This is a genomic window from Nocardioides marinisabuli, assembly GCF_013466785.1.
In the GTDB taxonomy this organism is placed as follows: domain Bacteria; phylum Actinomycetota; class Actinomycetes; order Propionibacteriales; family Nocardioidaceae; genus Nocardioides; species Nocardioides marinisabuli.
Window position 1 is genome coordinate 3209158 of the sequence record NZ_CP059163.1, and the last position, 17446, is coordinate 3226603.

The 17446-nt window shown below is 74.3% G+C and carries 16 protein-coding genes; 15 read left to right on the top strand and 1 reads right to left on the bottom strand.

The features are described from left to right. Positions 1-77 precede the first annotated feature (77 nt). The 13 genes from H0S66_RS15400 (at position 78) to H0S66_RS15460 (ending at position 13938) form a co-directional block, all read left to right on the top strand. Complete coding sequence (locus tag H0S66_RS15400; protein ID WP_179616156.1) at positions 78-695, top strand: hypothetical protein; 618 nt, start codon at positions 78-80, stop codon at positions 693-695. A 54-nt stretch (positions 696-749) separates the two neighbouring features. Continuing rightward, a complete protein-coding gene (glnA, locus tag H0S66_RS15405; protein ID WP_179616157.1) occupies positions 750-2087 on the top strand; it encodes a type I glutamate--ammonia ligase in 1338 nt (445 codons plus the stop codon). A gap of 11 nt (positions 2088-2098) precedes the next feature. After that, positions 2099-2815, top strand: coding sequence for a type 1 glutamine amidotransferase (locus H0S66_RS15410; RefSeq protein WP_179616158.1), 717 nt, complete (start codon positions 2099-2101; stop codon positions 2813-2815). A 5-nt stretch (positions 2816-2820) separates the two neighbouring features. Continuing rightward, positions 2821-5799: a bifunctional [glutamine synthetase] adenylyltransferase/[glutamine synthetase]-adenylyl-L-tyrosine phosphorylase gene (locus H0S66_RS15415; RefSeq protein WP_338037212.1), complete on the top strand. Its 2979-nt coding sequence runs from the start codon at positions 2821-2823 to the stop codon at positions 5797-5799. 139 nt (positions 5800-5938) lie between these two features. Then, on the top strand, positions 5939-6142 hold the full coding sequence (locus H0S66_RS15420) for a DUF1918 domain-containing protein (protein WP_179616160.1): 204 nt from the start codon (positions 5939-5941) through the stop codon (positions 6140-6142). Between the two features lie 67 nt (positions 6143-6209). Beyond that, the gene (locus tag H0S66_RS15425; RefSeq protein ID WP_179616161.1) at positions 6210-6986 is read left to right on the top strand and encodes an isocitrate lyase/PEP mutase family protein; all 777 of its coding nucleotides are present in this window, start codon (positions 6210-6212) and stop codon (positions 6984-6986) included. Positions 6987-7555: 569 nt separating this feature from the next. Then, positions 7556-8185 (top strand): hypothetical protein, encoded by a 630-nt coding sequence (locus H0S66_RS15430; protein WP_179616162.1) that lies wholly within the window; start codon positions 7556-7558, stop codon positions 8183-8185. Between the two features lie 112 nt (positions 8186-8297). Then, complete coding sequence (locus H0S66_RS20665) at positions 8298-10562, top strand: PepSY-associated TM helix domain-containing protein (protein ID WP_258016949.1); 2265 nt, start codon at positions 8298-8300, stop codon at positions 10560-10562. Between the two features lie 201 nt (positions 10563-10763). Beyond that, on the top strand, positions 10764-10949 hold the full coding sequence (locus tag H0S66_RS15440) for a hypothetical protein (protein WP_180923655.1): 186 nt from the start codon (positions 10764-10766) through the stop codon (positions 10947-10949). After that, positions 10946-11449, top strand: coding sequence for a signal peptidase I (locus tag H0S66_RS15445; RefSeq protein ID WP_179617448.1), 504 nt, complete (start codon positions 10946-10948; stop codon positions 11447-11449). The genes H0S66_RS15440 and H0S66_RS15445 overlap by 4 nt, the downstream gene beginning before the upstream one ends. A 577-nt stretch (positions 11450-12026) precedes the next feature. Further along, positions 12027-12656, top strand: a complete 630-nt coding sequence (locus H0S66_RS15450; RefSeq protein WP_179616165.1) for a hypothetical protein — start codon at positions 12027-12029, stop codon at positions 12654-12656. A 141-nt stretch (positions 12657-12797) separates the two neighbouring features. Next, positions 12798-13139, top strand: a complete 342-nt coding sequence (locus H0S66_RS15455; RefSeq protein WP_179616166.1) for an Hpt domain-containing protein — start codon at positions 12798-12800, stop codon at positions 13137-13139. 136 nt (positions 13140-13275) lie between these two features. Continuing rightward, positions 13276-13938: a hypothetical protein gene (locus H0S66_RS15460; protein ID WP_179616167.1), complete on the top strand. Its 663-nt coding sequence runs from the start codon at positions 13276-13278 to the stop codon at positions 13936-13938. A gap of 16 nt (positions 13939-13954) precedes the next feature. Here the strand turns inward: H0S66_RS15460 and H0S66_RS15465 are convergent, their stop codons facing one another. Next, on the bottom strand, positions 13955-14755 hold the full coding sequence (locus tag H0S66_RS15465; RefSeq protein ID WP_179616168.1) for a response regulator transcription factor: 801 nt from the start codon (positions 14753-14755) through the stop codon (positions 13955-13957). A gap of 149 nt (positions 14756-14904) precedes the next feature. Here H0S66_RS15465 and H0S66_RS15470 point away from each other — a divergent pair, with 149 nt between their 5' ends. Then, positions 14905-15372, top strand: a complete 468-nt coding sequence (locus H0S66_RS15470) for a hypothetical protein (protein ID WP_179616169.1) — start codon at positions 14905-14907, stop codon at positions 15370-15372. A gap of 144 nt (positions 15373-15516) precedes the next feature. Next, positions 15517-17364 carry a helix-turn-helix domain-containing protein gene (locus tag H0S66_RS15475; RefSeq protein WP_179616170.1) on the top strand — a complete coding sequence of 616 codons (1848 nt, stop codon included), beginning with the start codon at positions 15517-15519 and terminating at the stop codon, positions 17362-17364. The last annotated feature ends 82 nt before the right edge of the window (positions 17365-17446 follow it).

Here is a 17446-nt window from a genome sequence, read left to right on the forward strand (position 1 = left end):
TGCAACCGCGCGCCGCCGCCGGGCGTAGAGCAGACGACCATCCACCCGCAGCACCCACCGCCCGCAGGAGGCACCCCGTGCGTCGCTCCACCCTCGCCACCCTGGCGACCCTCACCACCGTCACCGCCGGCCTCACCGCCGGCCTCACCAGCGGCGTCGCCGCCGGCACCCAGGCCGGCAGCCGGTCCGACCCCCAGGCCGGCACCACCCGCGTCGTGCTCCCCATGGACGACTGCCGCGGCTGCCGCGTGCAGGTCTACTCCGGCCTCGCCACCGACGACCCGGCCGAGCCGCGGCTGTGGGCCTCGCTGGAGAAGCGGGTGCGCGACGGCAGGGTCGCCTTCGCGGTGCCGCACTCGCGCACCCCCGGCATGCAGGTCGTGGTCCGCGCCCCCTGGGAGGGCCACACCGGCTACGACACCTCGGTCGTCTTCCGCTACGCCGGCCTGGGTGCGGGCGAGCGGGTCGACACCGACGTCGCGCGCACCAAGAACCGGGCCAGCGGCTGCTTCGAGGGCACCTCGCGCGACAAGGTCACCCTGCCCGTCGTCGTACGACGCGTGCAGGTGCCGGGCGTGCACGGCCCGGTGGCCGGCACCCTGGCGCACCTGGAGACCACGACGCCGTGGCTCTCGCCGATGCGCCGCGCCCACGAGGGGGTCCTCGGCTCGCAGGACGTCACCGTGTGCCGGTGAGACCCGGGTGAGACCCTCCGACCGGCCGGGGGCGCCCACCACTAGGCTCTGGCCATGGGCAAGCAGGAAGACTTCGTTCTCCGCGCTCTCGAGGAGCGCGACGTCCGGTTCGTGCGGTTGTGGTTCACCGACGTGCTGGGGTCGTTGAAGTCGGTGGCGGTCGCCCCGGCCGAGCTCGAGAACGCCTTCGACGAGGGCATCGGGTTCGACGGCTCCGCGATCGAGGGCTTCGCGCGGGTCTTCGAGGCCGACATGCTGGCCAAGCCCGACCCGTCGACGTTCCAGATCCTGCCGTGGCGCGAGGAGGGCCCCTCGACGGCGCGGATGTTCTGCGACATCGAGATGCCCGACGGCACCCCGTCGTACGCCGACCCCCGCCACGTGCTCAAGCGCACCCTGGGCAAGGCCGCCGAGCAGGGCTTCTCCTTCTACACCCACCCCGAGATCGAGTTCTACCTCTTCAAGGGCCTGCCGGGCGCCGGTGACGAGCCGGTGCCGGTCGACCGCACCGGCTACTTCGACCACACCGCGCAGTCCGAGGGCGCCGACTTCCGCCGCGAGGCGATCACGATGCTCGAGCAGATGGGCATCTCGGTGGAGTTCAGCCACCACGAGGCCGGCCCGGGCCAGCAGGAGATCGACCTGCGCTACGCCGACGCGCTGACCACGGCCGACAACATCATGACCTTCCGCACCGTGATCCGGGAGGTGGCGCTGAGCCAGGGCATCTGGGCCAGCTTCATGCCCAAGCCGTTCACCACCCACCCCGGCTCGGGCATGCACACCCACCTGAGCCTCTTCGAGGGCGACGAGAACGCCTTCTACGAGGCCGGCGCGCAGTACCAGCTCTCCACCACCGGGCGCCGCTTCATCGCCGGCGTCCTGCACCACGCCCCGGAGATCTCCGTGGTCACCAACCAGTGGGTCAACTCCTACAAGCGGATGATGTTCGGCGGCGAGGCGCCCTCCTACATCTGCTGGGGCCACAACAACCGCTCGGCGATGATCCGGGTGCCGATGTACAAGCCGCTCAAGGGCCAGTCGACGCGTGTCGAGCTGCGCACCATCGACGCCGCCTGCAACCCCTACCTCGCCTACGCCGCGGTCCTGGCCGCGGGCATGAAGGGCATCGAGGAGGGCTACGAGCTGCCCCGCGAGGCCGAGGACGACGTGTGGTCGCTGACCGAGCGCGAGCGCACCAGCCTCGGCATCAAGCCGCTGCCCAAGAACCTCAACGACGCGATCAGCGTCGCCGAGGACTCCGAGCTGCTGGCCGAGACCCTGGGCGAGCAGGTCTTCGACTTCTTCCTGCGCAACAAGCGCGCCGAGTGGGACGAGTACCGCGGCCAGGTCTCGGCCTTCGAGCGCGACCGCATGCTGCCGGTCCTCTGAGCGTGCCCCGCGTGGCCCGGGTGCTGGTGGTCCAGCACGAGGACGACTGCCCGCCGGCCCTGGTCGGCGGGTGGCTGGCCGAGGCCGGGTGCGAGCTCGACGTGCGCCGGCCCTACGCCGGCTACGCGCTGCCCGGCGACCCCGCGGCGTACGACGCGCTGCTGGTGCTGGGCGGCTCGATGGGCGCCGAGGAGGAGTCCGCGCACGCCTGGCTGGCCCCGACCAAGCAGCTGCTGCGCGACGCGGTGGGCGCCGAGGTGCCGACCCTGGGCATCTGCCTGGGCCACCAGCTGCTCGCCTCGGCGCTGGGTGGTCGGGTCGAGGTCAACCCGCGCGGTCGCACGGTCGGGCTGGTGCCGGTCGAGTGGAGCGACGCAGCCGCCGACGACCCGCTGGTGGGGGCCCTGGCCACCCCGCGGCGCGGGGTGCACTGGAACAACGACGTGGTCACCGTGCTGCCGCCGGGGGCGCTGCTGCTGGCCAGCACGCCCCAGGGCGACGCCGAGGTGGTGCGCCACGCGCCGGCTGCCTGGGGCGTGCAGCTGCACCCCGAGGTCGACGCCGCCGTGGTGGCCCGCTGGGCGGCCTCCGACGACAAGCCCGCGCCCGGCGTCGACACCGCGGCCGAGGTCGCCCGCGTCGACGCGGCCCGTCCCGAGCTCGACGAGGCCTGGCGCCCCCTCGCGCTGTCCTTCGCGCGGCTGGCCGGGGAGCGAGCGCTCCGGTGAGCCGGGTGGCGACCACCAAGGGCCAGCTCCTGCGGCTCGGCTTCAGCGACGCCGAGGGGTCGCTGGAGCGGCTCGGGGAGGTCGGTGCCGCCGCCGACGAGCTGTTGCCGCTGCTGGCGCGCACCGCCGACCCCGACCACGCCGTCGCCGGTCTGGTGCGGCTCCTGGAGGCCCTGCCCGAGGGGCCCGGCGGGGCCGAGGAGCTGCTCGAGCGGCTGCTGGCCGACGAGGGCACCGCCAGCCGGCTGCTCGCGGTGCTGGGGGCCAGCGAGGCGCTCAGCGACCACCTGGTGCGCCACCCCGACCAGTGGCGCGAGCTCGACGACGACACGCTCGAGTGCAGCCGCCCGGCGGCGTACGCCGTGCGCGAGGCGATGCTGCGCGCGGTCGGGGCCGACCCGGGCGAGCCCGCGCCGGTCGCCGAGGGCGACGACGCGGCGCTGGTCGACGTGCTGCGCGTGGAGTACCGCCGGGTGCTGCTGCGCCTGGCCGCGCGCGACCTGGCCCACGGGGTCGGCGTCGACGACGTGGCCGCCGAGCTCTCCGACCTCGCGGCCGCGACCCTGGAGGCGGGGCTGGCCATCGCGCGCCAGCGGCTGGGGGAGAAGGCCGACCTGGCGCGGCTGGCGGTCGTGGCGATGGGCAAGTGCGGCGCCCACGAGCTCAACTACGTCTCCGACGTCGACGTCATCTTCGTCTACGAGCCGGCCGACGGCGCCGACGACCACGCCGCCAACCGGGCGGCCTCCCAGCTGGCCGCCCACCTGATGCGGATCTGCTCCGAGCCGACCGGCGAGGGCGAGATCTGGCCCGTCGACGCCAACCTGCGCCCCGAGGGCAAGTCGGGCCCGCTGGTGCGCACCCTGGCCAGCCACCAGGGCTACTACGAGAAGTGGGCCAAGACCTGGGAGTTCCAGGCGCTGCTCAAGGCCCGCCCGGTGGCCGGCGACGCCGAGCTGGGCCGCGAGTACGTCGACATGGTCGCGCCGATGGTCTGGAGCGCCGCGGAGCGCGACGGGTTCGTCGAGGACACCCAGGCGATGCGCCGCCGCGTGCTCGACCACATCCCCAGCAAGGAGGCCGAGCGCCAGCTCAAGCTCGGAGCCGGCGGGCTGCGCGACGTCGAGTTCGCCGTCCAGCTGCTGCAGATGGTGCACGGGCGCGCCGACGAGACGATCCGCGCCCCCACGACCCTCAGCGCCCTGGCCGACCTGACCCGCGGCGGCTACATCGGCCGCGAGGACGGCGAGCAGCTGCACGACGCCTACGCGTTCCTGCGCACCCTCGAGCACCGCATGCAGCTGCACCGGCTGCGGCGCACCCACGTGATCCCCGACGACCCCGACGCGCTGCGCCGGCTGGGGCGCAGCATGGGCCACCTCAAGAACGCCGTCGACGGGCTGCACAAGGAGCTCGAGCACCACCGCCGCGAGGTGCGCCGGCTGCACCAGAAGCTCTTCTACCGCCCGCTGCTGGCCGCGGTGGCCCAGCTGCCCGGCGACCAGGCCCGGCTCTCGGCCGACGCCGCGCGCGACCGCCTCGCCGCGCTGGGGTACGCCGACCCGCGCGCCGCGCTGCGCCACCTCGAGGCGCTGACCAGCGGCGTGACCCGCTCGGCCAACATCCAGCGCACGCTGCTGCCGGTGCTGCTGGAGTGGTTCGCCGACGGGCCCGACCCCGACGCCGGGCTCTTCGGCTTCCGACGCATCTCCGAGGCGCTCGGGGAGACCCCGTGGTACCTCACCACGCTGCGCGACGAGGGCCAGGTCGCCCAGCGTCTCGCGCGGGTGCTCTCCACCTCGCGCTACGCCACCAGCCTGCTCGAGCGCGAGCCGCAGGGGGTGCGGATGCTCGGGCAGTCGCTGGCCCCGCTGGACGCCGAGTCGCTGACCGCCGAGATGCGGGCGGCCGCGGCGCGCCGCGACGACGTCGAGAAGGCGGTGCGGGCGGTGCGGGCGGTGCGCCGGCGCGAGCTGTTCCGCATCGCCTCCGGCGACCTGCTCGGGCTCACCGACGTCGAGGACGTCGGGGCCGGGCTGTCCCGGCTCACCGACGCCACCCTCGAGGTGACCCTCGAGGTCGTGGGGGAGTCGGTGCGCCGCTCGAAGGGCCTGGAGCAGGCGCCGACCCGGATGGCGATGGTGGCGATGGGGCGCTACGGCGGCTTCGAGCTGTCCTACGGCTCCGACGCCGACGTGCTGTTCGTCCACGAGCCCGTCGGCGGGGCCGACGGCCACGAGGCGGCGACGTACGCCCAGGCGGTGGCCAACGAGCTGCGCCGGCTGCTCGCGCTGCCCGGCTCCGACCCGGCGCTGCTGGTCGACGCCGACCTGCGCCCCGAGGGCAAGCAGGGCGCGCTGGTGCGCACCCTCGACTCGTACGCCGCCTACTACGAGAAGTGGTCGGTGGTGTGGGAGGCGCAGGCGCTGCTGCGCGCCGACGCCGTCGTCGGCGACCTCGACCTGCGCCGGCGCTTCGAGGACCTCATCGACCCGCTGCGCTACCCCGAGCGGGGCATCGGCGACGACGACGTGATCGAGGTGCGCCGCATCAAGGCCCGCGTCGACCAGGAGCGGCTGCCGCGCGGGGCCGACCGCAAGACCCATCTCAAGCTGGGCCGCGGCGGCCTGGCCGACATCGAGTGGACCGTGCAGCTGCTGCAGCTGCGCTACGCCGGGCAGGTGCCCGGCCTGCGCACCTCGCGGACCCTGCCGGCGCTGGCGGCCGCCGAGGAGGCGGGTCTGCTGGCCAGCGAGGACGCCTCGCTGCTGGCCCAGGCCTGGCGGCGCGTCAGCCGCACCCGCAACGCGGTGACGCTGGTGCGCGGCACCCCCAGCGACCAGCTCCCCTCCGACCTGCGCGAGCGGGCGGCGGTGGCGGCGATCCTGGGCTACCCCGAGGGCACCTCCGAGCAGATGGTCGACGACCACCTGCGGATGACCCGGCTGGCGCACGCCGTCGTCGAGCGGGTCTTCTGGGAGTAGGCACCGCTCCGGGACCTTCGTCCACGCCTGGGTGGGACCTTCGTCCGTGGAGGCGCGGGCGCGGTCGTGGCCATGCTGGTGGTGGCCACGCTGGCGGACCAGGGTGGCGACGGTCTGTCGGGACGGCGAGGTGAGGACGATGCACGCAGCGGTCGGGGACCGGTTGGTCGTGCACAGCGCGCACGTGGGGGCCAAGGAGCGCGAGGGTGTGGTGGTGGAGGTGCGCCACGACGACGGCTCGCCGCCGTACCTGGTGCGGTGGTCCGACACCAACCACGAGTCGCTGGTCTACCCCGGACCGGACGCCGAGGTGCGCCACCAGGAGCACCCGCACGCCTCGTGAGGCCGGCCCTCGGCGGCTCCCGCGCCGGGTGGTCGACCCCGGCGGGCGGGCGCCCTAGGGTGTCGTGATGAGCGCACTCCAGGACAAGGCCACGCACCTGCTCGGGCTGCACCGCGACCCGACGCTGCTCACCGTCGTCAACGTGTGGGACGTGATCAGCGCCCGCGTCGTCGCCGACGGGATCGGCACCACCGCGCTGGCCACGGCCAGCCACTCGATCGCCGCCTCCTACGGCTACGAGGACGGCGAGCACATCCCGGTGGACCTGATGATCGAGGCGTGCGGCCGCATCGCCGCGGCCACCGACCTGCCGGTCAGCGCCGACCTCGAGGCCGGCTACGGCCACCCCGTCGAGACCGTGCGCAAGGCGATCGGGGTCGGCATCGTCGGCGCCAACCTCGAGGACCAGATGCGCCCCCTCGTCGACGCCGCCACGATGATGGAGGACGTGATGGCCGCCGCCGACGACGAGGGCATCGACTTCGTGCTCAACGCCCGCACCGACGCCTTCCTGCGCGCCGGCGACCGCGACCGCGGGGCGGTGCTCGGCGACGCGATCGAGCGCGGGAAGGCCTTCCTGGACGTCGGCGCGCCGGCCGTGTTCGTGCCGGGCAGGCTGAGCGAGGAGGAGGTCGTCGCCCTCGTCGACGCCTTCGGCCCCCAGCGCCTGACCATGATCGGCGTGCCCGGCAACCCCTCCCTCGACCGCCTCGAGGAGCTCGGCGTCGCCCGTGTCTCCTACGGTCCGATGCCCCAGCGCGTCGCCCTCACCGCCCTCCAGGAGCTGGTCGAGGAGGTGCACCGCGGCGGCGGTGTCCCCGCCTCCATGCGCCCCCTGAACTGACGCGACCCGGCTGGTTCGAACGGGCCGGCTCGCGAGCTGGCGTGAGTTCCTGCGCGAGCCGTCGTGAGTTCCTCCGCGAGCCGTCGTGAGTTCCTGGTGTGTGCGGCGTACGGCGTGGTGGGTGTGGAGCCGGCTGGTTCGAACGGGCCGGGTCGCGGGAAGTGGCGCCGGCTCGGCGGGGAAGTGGTGCCGGGTCGGGGTCGGCTGTGGCGCGAGCCGTCGTGAGTTCCTGCGCGAGCCGTCGTGAGTTCCTGGTGTGTGCGGCGTACGGCGTGGTGGGTGTCGGGTCGGCTGGTTCAAACGGGCCGGGTCGCGGGAAGTAGCGCCGGGTCGGTGGGGAAGTGGCGCCGGCTCGGTGGGGAAGTGGCGCCGGGTCGGTGGGGAAGTGGCGCCGGGTGGGTGGGGAAGTGGCGCCGGGTGGGTGGGGAAGTGGGGTCGGGTGGGGGGTCTTGCGGATTGCTTGAGGCAACGTCGGGTCTTTGCCGGGTGGTGGCTTGAGGTGGGGGGCGCAGAGTTCTGCTCATCACCCCGACCGGCCCGCTGGCCGGCTCCAGACAAGGACTCCCCTCATGGCCTCGAACACCTCCTCCCGCAAGTCCCTGACCCGCGTTGCTGCCTCGGTGGCCCTGGTCGCCGGTGCGACCGCGGTCGCTGGTCTGGGCACGTTCGGTTCGTTCACGTCCTCGACCGACGCCGCCGAGGTGGTGTCCTCGGGTGAGACGAAGATCGAGCTGGCCGGCCAGGGCGCGCAGGGCCTGGACGTGGCGGCGGTGAACCTGGTCCCCGGTGACACCGTGGAGCGTGCGGTGCAGCTGACCCGGGCCGGGACCACCGAGGGCTTCGGGTCGGTGGCGCTGAGCACGACCTCGGCGGCCGCGACCCCCTCGATCCTGACCACGAACGCCAAGGACGGTCTGCAGCTGAGCATCGACCAGTGCGCCACCCCGTGGGTCAAGGCCGCCGACTCCAAGCGGATGACCTGCGCCGGGCCGGTGACCTCGGTGCTGTCCTCGGTGCCGGTGATCGCCGCGAACCGCGACCTGGCCAAGGTCACCGAGACCCTCAACGGCGAGACCAAGGTCTCCAACCTGCGCATCACCCTGGCCCTGCCCCAGGCCGCGAACAACGACTTCCAGCTCAAGACCGACACCGTGAAGTTCGTCTTCGACGCCACCCAGCGCGCCGCCGAGGCCCGCTGACCCGGGCCACCACCCGAGCTCCTCCCGGGCCGGGGCGCCGACATCCGGCCCGGGGGGACACCACAGCCAGGTTCCGTGCTCGCACGGGGCCTGGCTCTGTCATCATGCGCTCGTGCGCCGCCAGGAACCGCCGGGGACCGACCCCGCGCTGCTGCTCCTGCGCGGCGCGCTGCTGTCTGCGGTCACGCTCTTCCTGGGGGTCGCCGGCCACGTGACCGGCGGTGGCCTACTGCCGGGGATCTCGGCGCTCGCCGTGCTGGTCGTCGCCACGACCGCGTCGAGCCTGGCGCTCCTGGTCCGGCCCGCCAGCACCACCCGGCTCGTCACCCTCCTGGTCGCCGGCCAGGGACTGGTGCACCTCGTGCTCAGCCTCGCCGGCGGCCACCACGGCGAGACCGGGGCCAGCGCTGCGCCGCCCGGCCTCGTCACCGCGCCGTCCTCGGCGCTGCCGAGCGTCGAGGGCCGTCGTACCGGCTCGTTGATGGACTCCTACGTCGACCACGTGCCCGCCGGCCACGACCTCGCGCTCGGCCTGCCCCTCGGCGGCCTGCTCGACGACCTGGCCGCGCACGCGCCGATGATGGTGGCCCACATGGCCGCCGCCGCGCTCGTCGGCCTCTGGCTGGCGGTGGGGGAGCGGGCCCTGTGGACCCTGGTCGCGCTCGCCTGCCGCGCGGTCGCGGCCCGGCTCGGTGACCTCGTCGGCCTCCTGGTGCCGCGACCGGTGGCCCGCGCCGCTCGCGTGCGTCGTACGCCGCTGCCGCCCCGGCCGCGGTTCCACCGGGTGCTCGCCCGGGCCCTGGCCCGGCGCGGACCGCCCCGCTCCTCGCCTGACCCGACGCGGTCAGGAGACGACGTCCCCGCCCGACCGGTCCCGTCCGGTCGGGCCGTCCTGCGCGCACCCAGGGTGCGCGCTGTCCCGAGGAGCACCCGCATGACCGATGTCCACGCGCCCGAGCGCGACCCCGCACGACCTGAGCAGCAGCGCCGTCCGGCCCGCGCGACCGGCCTGTTCCGCGCCGCCTGGCGCTGGCACTTCTTCGCCAGCTTCCTGGTCGCCCCCGTCCTGCTGCTGCTGGCCGGCACGGGGCTGATCTACCTGTTCCGCTTCCAGCTCGAGCCGCTGCTGCACGCCGACCTGATGCGGGTCGAGGTGCCGGCCGACGCCCAGGCGGCGGCCACCACCAAGACCTGGGAGACCCAGTTGGAGGCGGTGCGGGCGTCGTACCCCGACGCCGCGGTCGTCTCGATGACCGAGCCGGCCGAGGCCGACCACAGCAGCCGCTTCTCGATGTCGCTCGACGACGGCAGCACCCGCGACGCCTACGTCGACCCCTACACCGGCGAGGTGCTCGGGGCGCTCGACCCCGACACGACACTCTCGGGGGTCGCGGTGCGCCTGCACGGCGAGCTGATGACGGGCAGCCTCGGCGACCTGGTCATCGAGCTGGCCGCCTGCTGGGCGGTGGTGATGGCGCTGACCGGCTACTACCTGGTGGTCAAGGGGCGCAAGGCCCGGCGCCGCTCCCGGGAGAAGGGCCAGCCGGGGTCCCGGCTGCGCTCGCGGCACGCGAGCGTCGGCCTGGTCGCCGGGGTCGGGCTGCTCTTCCTGCTCGTCTCGGGGCTGCCGTGGACCGGCTTCTGGGGCGCGAAGGTGCAGGAGCTGGCCACCGACCGGGGCACGTCGCTGTGGTCGACCGACCCGGGAGCGGTCTCCGAGCCGACCTCGCGCCTCGACGAGTCGCTGCCGCACAGCCACGCCACCGACGTCCCGTGGGCGCTGGGCGGCTCGGAGGTCCCGACCTCGACCGGGGACGGTGAGGGCTCGGTCGCGAACCTCGACACCGCTGTCGTCCAGGCCGACCGCGAGGGGCTTCGCCACCCCTTCACGGTCGCGCTCCCAGCCGCCGACCCGAGCGAGCCGGGGGTCTACTCGGTGATCGGCTACGCCTTCGACGCGCCGTCCGACGAGCGCACCCTGCACGTCGACCGGTACGACGGCGAGGTGGTCGCGGCGTACGGCTACGACGACTACCCGGCGCTGGCGAAGGTCGTCTCGCAGGGCATCGGGCTGCACGAGGGCCGCAGCCTGGGCCTGGTGTCCTTCTGGGGCGCGGCGGCGATGTGCCTGGCGGTGGTCTTCACGAGCGTGACCGGGCCCTTGATGTGGTGGCGCCGTCGCCCGCGCGGCGCCGCCGCGCTGGGCGCGCCGCGGGGGCGGATGCCGCTCAGGGCCACGCCGGCGCTGCTGGTCGGTGTCGTGGCCCTCGGGGTGCTGCTGCCGCTCTTCGGGCTCTCGCTGCTCGCCGTCCTGGTCCTCGACCAGGTGGTCCTGCGACGGGTCCCGGCGCTGTCGCAGTGGTTCGCCACGAGCTGAGGGGCCGCGTCTTGCGAGTTCCTTGAGGCAACGTCGGGGTTCTCCCGACGGGTGGCTTGAGGTGAGGGGAGCAGAGTTCTGCTCATCGGTCGGACCGGTTCGCCGGCCCGGCCACGTGTGGCCGCCGCGGAGGGAGCGGCGGCCGCACGGCACCACCTCCCTCACCCACCGCCCGCCCCACCACTTGCAGGAGCCGGATCGATGAGCAGCCCCGCCGTCCCCCTGGTCGTCGGTCGCCACCGCGCCACCGGCCCCACGGTGCGCGTTCCCGCTCCGCACCGCGGCGCCACGTCGGGTGTCACCCGCGGCGCCCGGCCCCGGCCCCGGCGCCGCAGCGGCCCGTACGTCGTACGGCGCGGGTGCTGCGCGGCCTCGGCCGGGTCGTGACCTCCCTGCTGGTCGTCGTCGCCCTGGCCTTCTTCCTGTTCTTCGCCGTCGGCCCGCACGTGCTGGGCTACCGCACCGCCACCATGCTCACCGGGTCGATGGAGCCCGGCATCATGGTCGGCGACGTCGTCGTGACCGCCGAGCGGCCCGCCGCCGACGTCGAGGTCGGCGACGTGATCACCTACCACATCCCGGTCGAGGACCACCGCGTCGAGACGCACCGCGTCACCGAGGTCATCCGCGGCGACGACGGCTCGGTCGCCGTCCGCACCAAGGGTGACAACAACCCCAACGTCGACCCCTGGCTCGCGACCCTCGAGGGCGACAGCGTGTGGGAGGTGCAGGCCGTCATCCCCCAGGTCGGCTCGGTCATCCGCGCCCTGCGCACCCCGGTGGTCAACGACGTCATCCTGTACGGCGCCCTGGGCGCCGTCCTCCTCCTCGGCCTGGGCCGCATCTGGTCCAGCGACGACGAGGACGAGCCCGCCGGCGAGGCCTGAGCGGCATCCGCCGAACGCCCACGACACAGCACCGCCCGGGACCGACCAGGTCCCGGGCGGTGCTGTCTGTCGTGACCCGGTGGGCTCCCGCGCGAGTCGGCGTCGTGAGCCGCGAGCCGGCTGGTTCGAACGGGCCGGCTCGCGGGAAGTGGCGCCGGCTCGGTGGGGAACTGGCGCCGGGTCGGGGTCGGCCGTCCCGCGAGTCGTCGTGAGTTCCTGCGCGAGCTGTCGTGAGTTCCTGGTGTGTGCGGCGTACGGCGTGGGGGGTGTCGGGTCGGCTGGTTCAAACGGGCCGGGTCGCGGGAAGTAGCGCCGGGTCGGTGGGGAAGTGGCGCCGGCTCGGTGGGGAAGTGGCGCCGGGTCGGTGGGGAAGTGGCGCCGGGTGGGTGGGGAAGTGGCGCCGGGTGGGTGGGGAAGTGGGGTCGGGTCGGGGTGTCTTGTGGGTGGGTGGGGGGTCTTGCGGATTGCTTGAGGCAACGTCGGGACTTTGCCGGGTGGTGGCTTGAGGTGGGGGGCGCAGAGTTCTGCTCATCACCCCGACCGGCCCGCTGGCCGGCTCCAGACAAGGACTCCCCTCATGGCCTCGAACACCTCCTCCCGCAAGTCCCTGACCCGCGTCGCTGCCTCGGTGGCCCTGGTCGCCGGTGCGACCGCGGTCGCTGGTCTGGGCACGTTCGGTTCGTTCACGTCCTCGACCGACGCCGCCGAGGCGGTCTCCTCGGGCGAGACGAAGATCGAGCTGGCCGGCCAGGGCGCGCAGGGCCTGGACGTGGCGGCGGTGAACCTGGTTCCCGGTGACACCGTGGAGCGTGCGGTGCAGCTGACCCGGGCCGGGACCACCGAGGGCTTCGGGTCGGTGGCGCTGAGCACGACCTCGGCGGCCGCGGCCCCCTCGATCCTGACCACGAACGCCAAGGACGGTCTGCAGCTGAGCATCGACCAGTGCGCCACCCCGTGGGTCAAGGCCGCCGACTCCAAGCGGATGACCTGCGCCGGGCCGGTGACCTCGGTGCTGTCCTCGGTGCCGGTCATCGCTGCGAACCGCGACCTGGCCAAGGTCACCGAGACCCTCAACGGCGAGACCAAGGTCTCCAACCTGCGCATCACCCTGGCCCTGCCCCAGGCCGCGAACAACGACTTCCAGCTCAAGACCGACACCGTGAAGTTCGTCTTCGACGCCACCCAGCGCGCCGCCGAGGCCCGCTGACCCCCAGCGCCCGGCCCAGGGGGGACACCAGGGCCGAGCAGCGTGTGGCCGCCGCGGAGGGAGCGGCGGCCACACGACACCTCCCACGTCCTCACCCCAGCACCCAGAACCCAGCCAGCGACCGCCGAAGGAGCCCCACCGATGAGCATCCTCGACGCCGCTGTGATCACCCAGCTGGGCACCGACCTCGGTGACCCCGCCTTCGTGCAGCGCCTCGTCGGGACCTACCGACAGATGCTCCCCGGCCGGGTCGAGCGGGTCGTCGCAGCCCTCGAGGCCGACGACCACGACGACCTGATGGACGCCGTGCTCAGCCTGCGCACCTCCGCCACCACGATGGGCGCCACCGCCCTCGCGTCACTGGCCGGCGACGTCGAGCAGCACGTGCGCCTCGCCGACACCGTCGCGGCCCGTCGCGCCGTACGACGCCTGCCCGGCACCGCGCGGCAGACCTGCCAGGCCCTGGCACTCACCGCCAGCTGACCGCCCGCCGCCGACGCCCCTTGCGTCTTCCTTGAGCAAACCCACCGCCTGGGCGCGGCCTTCCCTGCGCCCGGCTTGAAGCCGCGGCGGCAGAGTTCCTCCCACCAGCCCCCCGCCTCTCGCCTGGAGCCACCTCATGACCCGCCCCGGATCGCACCGCCGCCCCAGCCCCCGCCGCCGCGCCACCCGCGCCCGCAGCGGCGCCGGCAGCCGGCTCGCGGCCTCGGTGGCGCTGGTGGCCGGAGCGGCGGCGGTCGCCGGCCTCGGCACGTACGGCTCCTTCACCTCCACGACCTCCGCGACCGAGTCGGTCTCAGCGGGTCGGATCGTGCTCGGGCTGGCCGACCAGAACCAGGGCCTGGCCGTCGCCGCGAGCGGCATGCTCCCGGGCGACACCGCCCAGCGCGCCGTCCAGCTCACCCGCGCGTCGGGCAGCGAGGCCTTCGGGTCGATCACGCTCAGCGTGAGCGGCGGTGGGGTGCTGGCGAGCGACGCCAACGGGCTCAAGCTCACCGTCGACCAGTGCACCGTGCCCTGGGTCAAGTCCGGCACCGGCTCAGCCGCTTCGGCGATGACCTGCTCGGGCACCAGCACCACGGTCCTGAGCCAGCGTGCCGTCACGATGACGGGTCAGGTGCTGCCGGCAGGTGTGCTGAGCGCCCTCAACGGCACCGGTGCCTCCGCCAACCTGCGGCTCACCCTGACGCTGCCGAGCGAGGCCGGCAACAACCTCCAGGGCGCCAGCGGCACCCTCAATCTCACCTTCGACGCGACCCAGCGCGCCGCCGAGGCACGCTGAGCGTGAGGCCGTCGGCCTAGGCGGGCAACGTCTCCATCCGGTAGCCGACGCCCCGCACCGTGCGGATCAGCTTGAGGCCCTTCTGGCCGTTCTCGATCTTGCGGCGCAGGTTGCCGACGTGCACCTCGACCAGGTGCGTGTCGGTGGCCCAGTCGGTGCCCCAGACCGAGCGCAGCAGCGCCTCGCGGGTCCAGACCCGCGCGGGGGTGCGCATCAGCTCGGTGAGCAGGTCGAACTCGGTGCGGGTGAGCGTGAGCTCGGTGTCGCCGTGGAAGGCCCGGCGCCCGTCGACGTCGACGCGCAGCACGCCGTGCTCGAGCAGCTCGTGGTCGGGCAGCGCCGGCGCGGGGGCGGGGGGAGGCTCAGGGGGTGTCGCCCCGTCGACGGGGTCGCCCGGCGCGGCGAGCGCAGGTGCGGCGAGCCCGCGCGGCTCGACCCGGCGCGGACGGCGGAACAGCGCGTTCACGCGGGCCTTGAGCTCGCGCACCGAGAACGGCTTGGTCAGGAAGTCGTCGGCGCCGGTCTCGAGCCCCAGCAGCCGGTCGATCTCGTCGTCGCGCCCGGTGATCATCACGACGTAGGCGTCGGTGAGCTCGCGCAGGCGCCGGCAGGTCTCGATGCCGTCGATGCCGGGCAGGCCCAGGTCGAGGGTGATCAGGTCGGGCTCCTGCGCCCGCACCACCTCGATCGCCTTGGGCCCCGAGTCGACCGCGGTCACCGCGAAGCCCTGCGTGCCGAGGGTGAACTCGATCAGCGAGCGGATGTCCTCGTCGTCCTCGACGACCAGGGCTCGGCGCTCGGGGGCGTCCTGGGTCATGGCGCGTTCCTCCTGGGCTTCGAGCCGTGGGGGCGGCTCGACGGGCTTGCGGAAACCTTGCGGTCAAGCACGTCGGGGCTTGAGCCGGTGACGACAGAGTAGGACCTGTTCCGGTGCACACCCGACAAGTACCCGACAGGAGAGCAGATATGTCCGCGTTCGACCGCGTACGGCGCGTCGTCACGGTGCTGCTCGTGGCCGCCACCCTGCTGGTGGCGCCCCAGGTCGCCCACGCGGGGTTCTCGCGGACCGTCGGGGGCTCGATGGAGGTGTCCACGGGGACGGTGCCGCAACCGAACGTGACGGGGACCTGGCAGTGCAGCAGGTCCCTGGCCGGGGGCGAGGGCCCGCGCATCACGATCACGGCGACCGCCACGCCGTCCGCGGGCCTCGCAGCCGGCGTGCCCACCTACGGGTGGACGCTGAGCGCGACCGGCGTCGCGACGGTCACGGCGACCGGCCCGGTGGTGCTGCTCGACGCCACGCGGGTGGCGAAGGAGGACACCACCTGGACGCTGGCGACGACGCTTCGTCCGCCGGGCTCGACCTGGACCAGCGCTGCGACGGTGCGGACCCTGACCTGCGACAAGAACGGCAACGGCGGCGGGGTCCTCTGACGCTGACCCTGACCCTGGCTCTGACCCTGGCTCCGACGCAGCCCGCGCCCGAGATGCGGGCTGCGTGAGTGGAGGCTGGGCCCGAGGCCCAGTCGTCCTTTACCCAGCCACCGCGAGGGGTCAAACCTCCGGCATGATGCACGGGTGGCCCGCACCCTGCTCGACCTGCTCTACGACGAGGCGCCGCGCGAGGAGTTCGACCGCCTCGTCGAGGCGGGCGGCGACGACCCCGAGACCCGGCGTGCGTACGACGTCGCGCTGCGCCTGCGCGAGCTGATCGCGCGCCAGCGCTCCCGCGAGGCCGAGCTCTCGGCCCTCTACGACACCGCCGGCGACCTCACCGCGATCCGCGACGTCGACACCATCCTGGCCGCGATCGTGCGGCGCGCGCGCCAGCTGCTCAAGGCCGACATGACCTACCTGTCCCTCAACGACGAGGCGGAGGGGGCCTCGTTCATGAAGGTCACCGACGGTGCCCTGTCGGCCGAGTTCCGCACCCTGCGTCTCCCGCTGGGCACCGGTCTGCTGGGCCTGGTCGCCCAGACCGGCGCCCCCTACTTCACCTCCGACTACCAGCACGACGAGCGCTTCGTGCACCGCCGCTTCGTCGACGACGCGGTGGGGAACGAGGGCATCCGGGCGATCCTGGGGGTGCCGCTGGTGCTCGAGGGCCGGGTGATCGGGGCGCTGATGGCCACCCACCGCACGGTGCGCCCGTTCCCGCCCGAGGAGGTCTCGCTGCTGACCTCGTTCGCCGCCCACGCCTCGGTCGCGCTCGAGAACGCGCGGCTCTTCGCCGACCTCGACGAGGCCAACACCCGGCTGCGCGAGCAGGCCGACGCGGTCGAGGAGGCGGCCCGCGTGCACGACCAGCTCACCGGTCTGCTGCTGCACCGCAGCAGCCTCGCCGAGGTCGTCGCCGTGCTCGGGGAGGTGCTCGGCGGCGGCCGGGTCGCGGTGCTCGACGCCGACGGCCACGTGCTGGCCGGTGACCCCGCTCCGGGGCCGGGGCCCAGCCGCGCCGCCCTCGCCGAGGCGGTCGCCTCGGGGCACTCGGTGGCGGTGGCCGGCGGCTACCTGGCGCCGGCGCTGGCCGGTCAGGAGCACCTGGCCACGGTGCTGGTGCACGGCGGCCCCGACCTCGACCGGGCCGGGCGCCGCACCCTGGAGCGCGGCGCGATCGTCGCCGGGCTGGTGCTGCTCTTCGCCCGGTCCGTCGACGAGGCCGAGGAGCGCCTGGGCGGCGCCCTGCTCACCGACCTGCTCGAGGGCAGCGACGCCGACCCGGCCCGTCTGCGCCAGCGCGCGCGGGGCCAGCGGCTGCGCCTCGACGCCGGCTGCGTGGTGACGGTGGCCGAGGTGCCAGCGGGGGAGCGGCACCGCGCGGTGCGCGCCGCGGCGCGCCTGGCCCGCGCGGTCGACGGGCTGGCCGTGGAGCACCGGGGCCGCCCGGTGCTGCTGGTGCCCGCCCACGACGACCCGCTGACCACCGGGCAGCGGCTGCGCGCCGCCCTGGCCGAGACCTGCGGCGAGCCGGTCACGCTGGGGGTCGCGGCGGGCCCGGCGCACCCCACCGACGGCGCCCTGCCGGCGGCGTACGACGAGGCGCGCCGCTGCCTCGAGGCGCTCCTGGCCCTGGGCCGCACGGGGGAGTGCGCCGACCCGGCCGCCCTGGGGGTGACCCGGCTGCTGCTCGGCACCAGCGGACCCGGCGACCTGGAGGACTTCGTGACCCGCTCCCTGGGCCCGGTCCTCGAGCACGACCAGCGTCGCGGCACCGAGCTGGTGGCCACCCTGGAGGCCTGGTTCGCCGAGGGCGGGCGGTCGCGGGCCACCGCCGAGCGGCTGCACGTGCACCCCAACACCGTCGCCCAGCGCCTCGACCGCGTCACCGACCTCCTGGGGCCGCGCTGGCGCGAGCCCGACGCGGCTCTCGACCTGCAGCTGGCGCTCCGGGTCGCCCGCCTGCGCTCGCCGCAGGACCAGGACTGAGCCCGCCGGGCCCCACACCCACCGCTGTGTGCGTCAGGCACACCCTGGCCGCAGCACGGTGGGTGACCCGCACATGGTCCGG

Bases quoted from the DNA above. Each gene is read 5' to 3' on its own strand.
- glnA (WP_179616157.1), top strand. From the start codon at position 750: ATGGGCAAGCAGGAAGACTTCGTTCTCCGCGCTCTCGAGGAGCGCGAC.
- H0S66_RS15420 (WP_179616160.1), top strand. From the start codon at position 5,939: ATGCACGCAGCGGTCGGGGACCGGTTGGTCGTGCACAGCGCGCACGTG.
- H0S66_RS15450 (WP_179616165.1), top strand. From the start codon at position 12,027: ATGGCCTCGAACACCTCCTCCCGCAAGTCCCTGACCCGCGTCGCTGCC.
- H0S66_RS15465 (WP_179616168.1), bottom strand. From the start codon at position 14,755: ATGACCCAGGACGCCCCCGAGCGCCGAGCCCTGGTCGTCGAGGACGAC.
- H0S66_RS15440 (WP_180923655.1), top strand. From the start codon at position 10,764: ATGAGCAGCCCCGCCGTCCCCCTGGTCGTCGGTCGCCACCGCGCCACC.
- H0S66_RS15455 (WP_179616166.1), top strand. From the start codon at position 12,798: ATGAGCATCCTCGACGCCGCTGTGATCACCCAGCTGGGCACCGACCTC.
- H0S66_RS15430 (WP_179616162.1), top strand. From the start codon at position 7,556: ATGGCCTCGAACACCTCCTCCCGCAAGTCCCTGACCCGCGTTGCTGCC.
- H0S66_RS15460 (WP_179616167.1), top strand. From the start codon at position 13,276: ATGACCCGCCCCGGATCGCACCGCCGCCCCAGCCCCCGCCGCCGCGCC.
- H0S66_RS15425 (WP_179616161.1), top strand. From the start codon at position 6,210: ATGAGCGCACTCCAGGACAAGGCCACGCACCTGCTCGGGCTGCACCGC.
- H0S66_RS15470 (WP_179616169.1), top strand. From the start codon at position 14,905: ATGTCCGCGTTCGACCGCGTACGGCGCGTCGTCACGGTGCTGCTCGTG.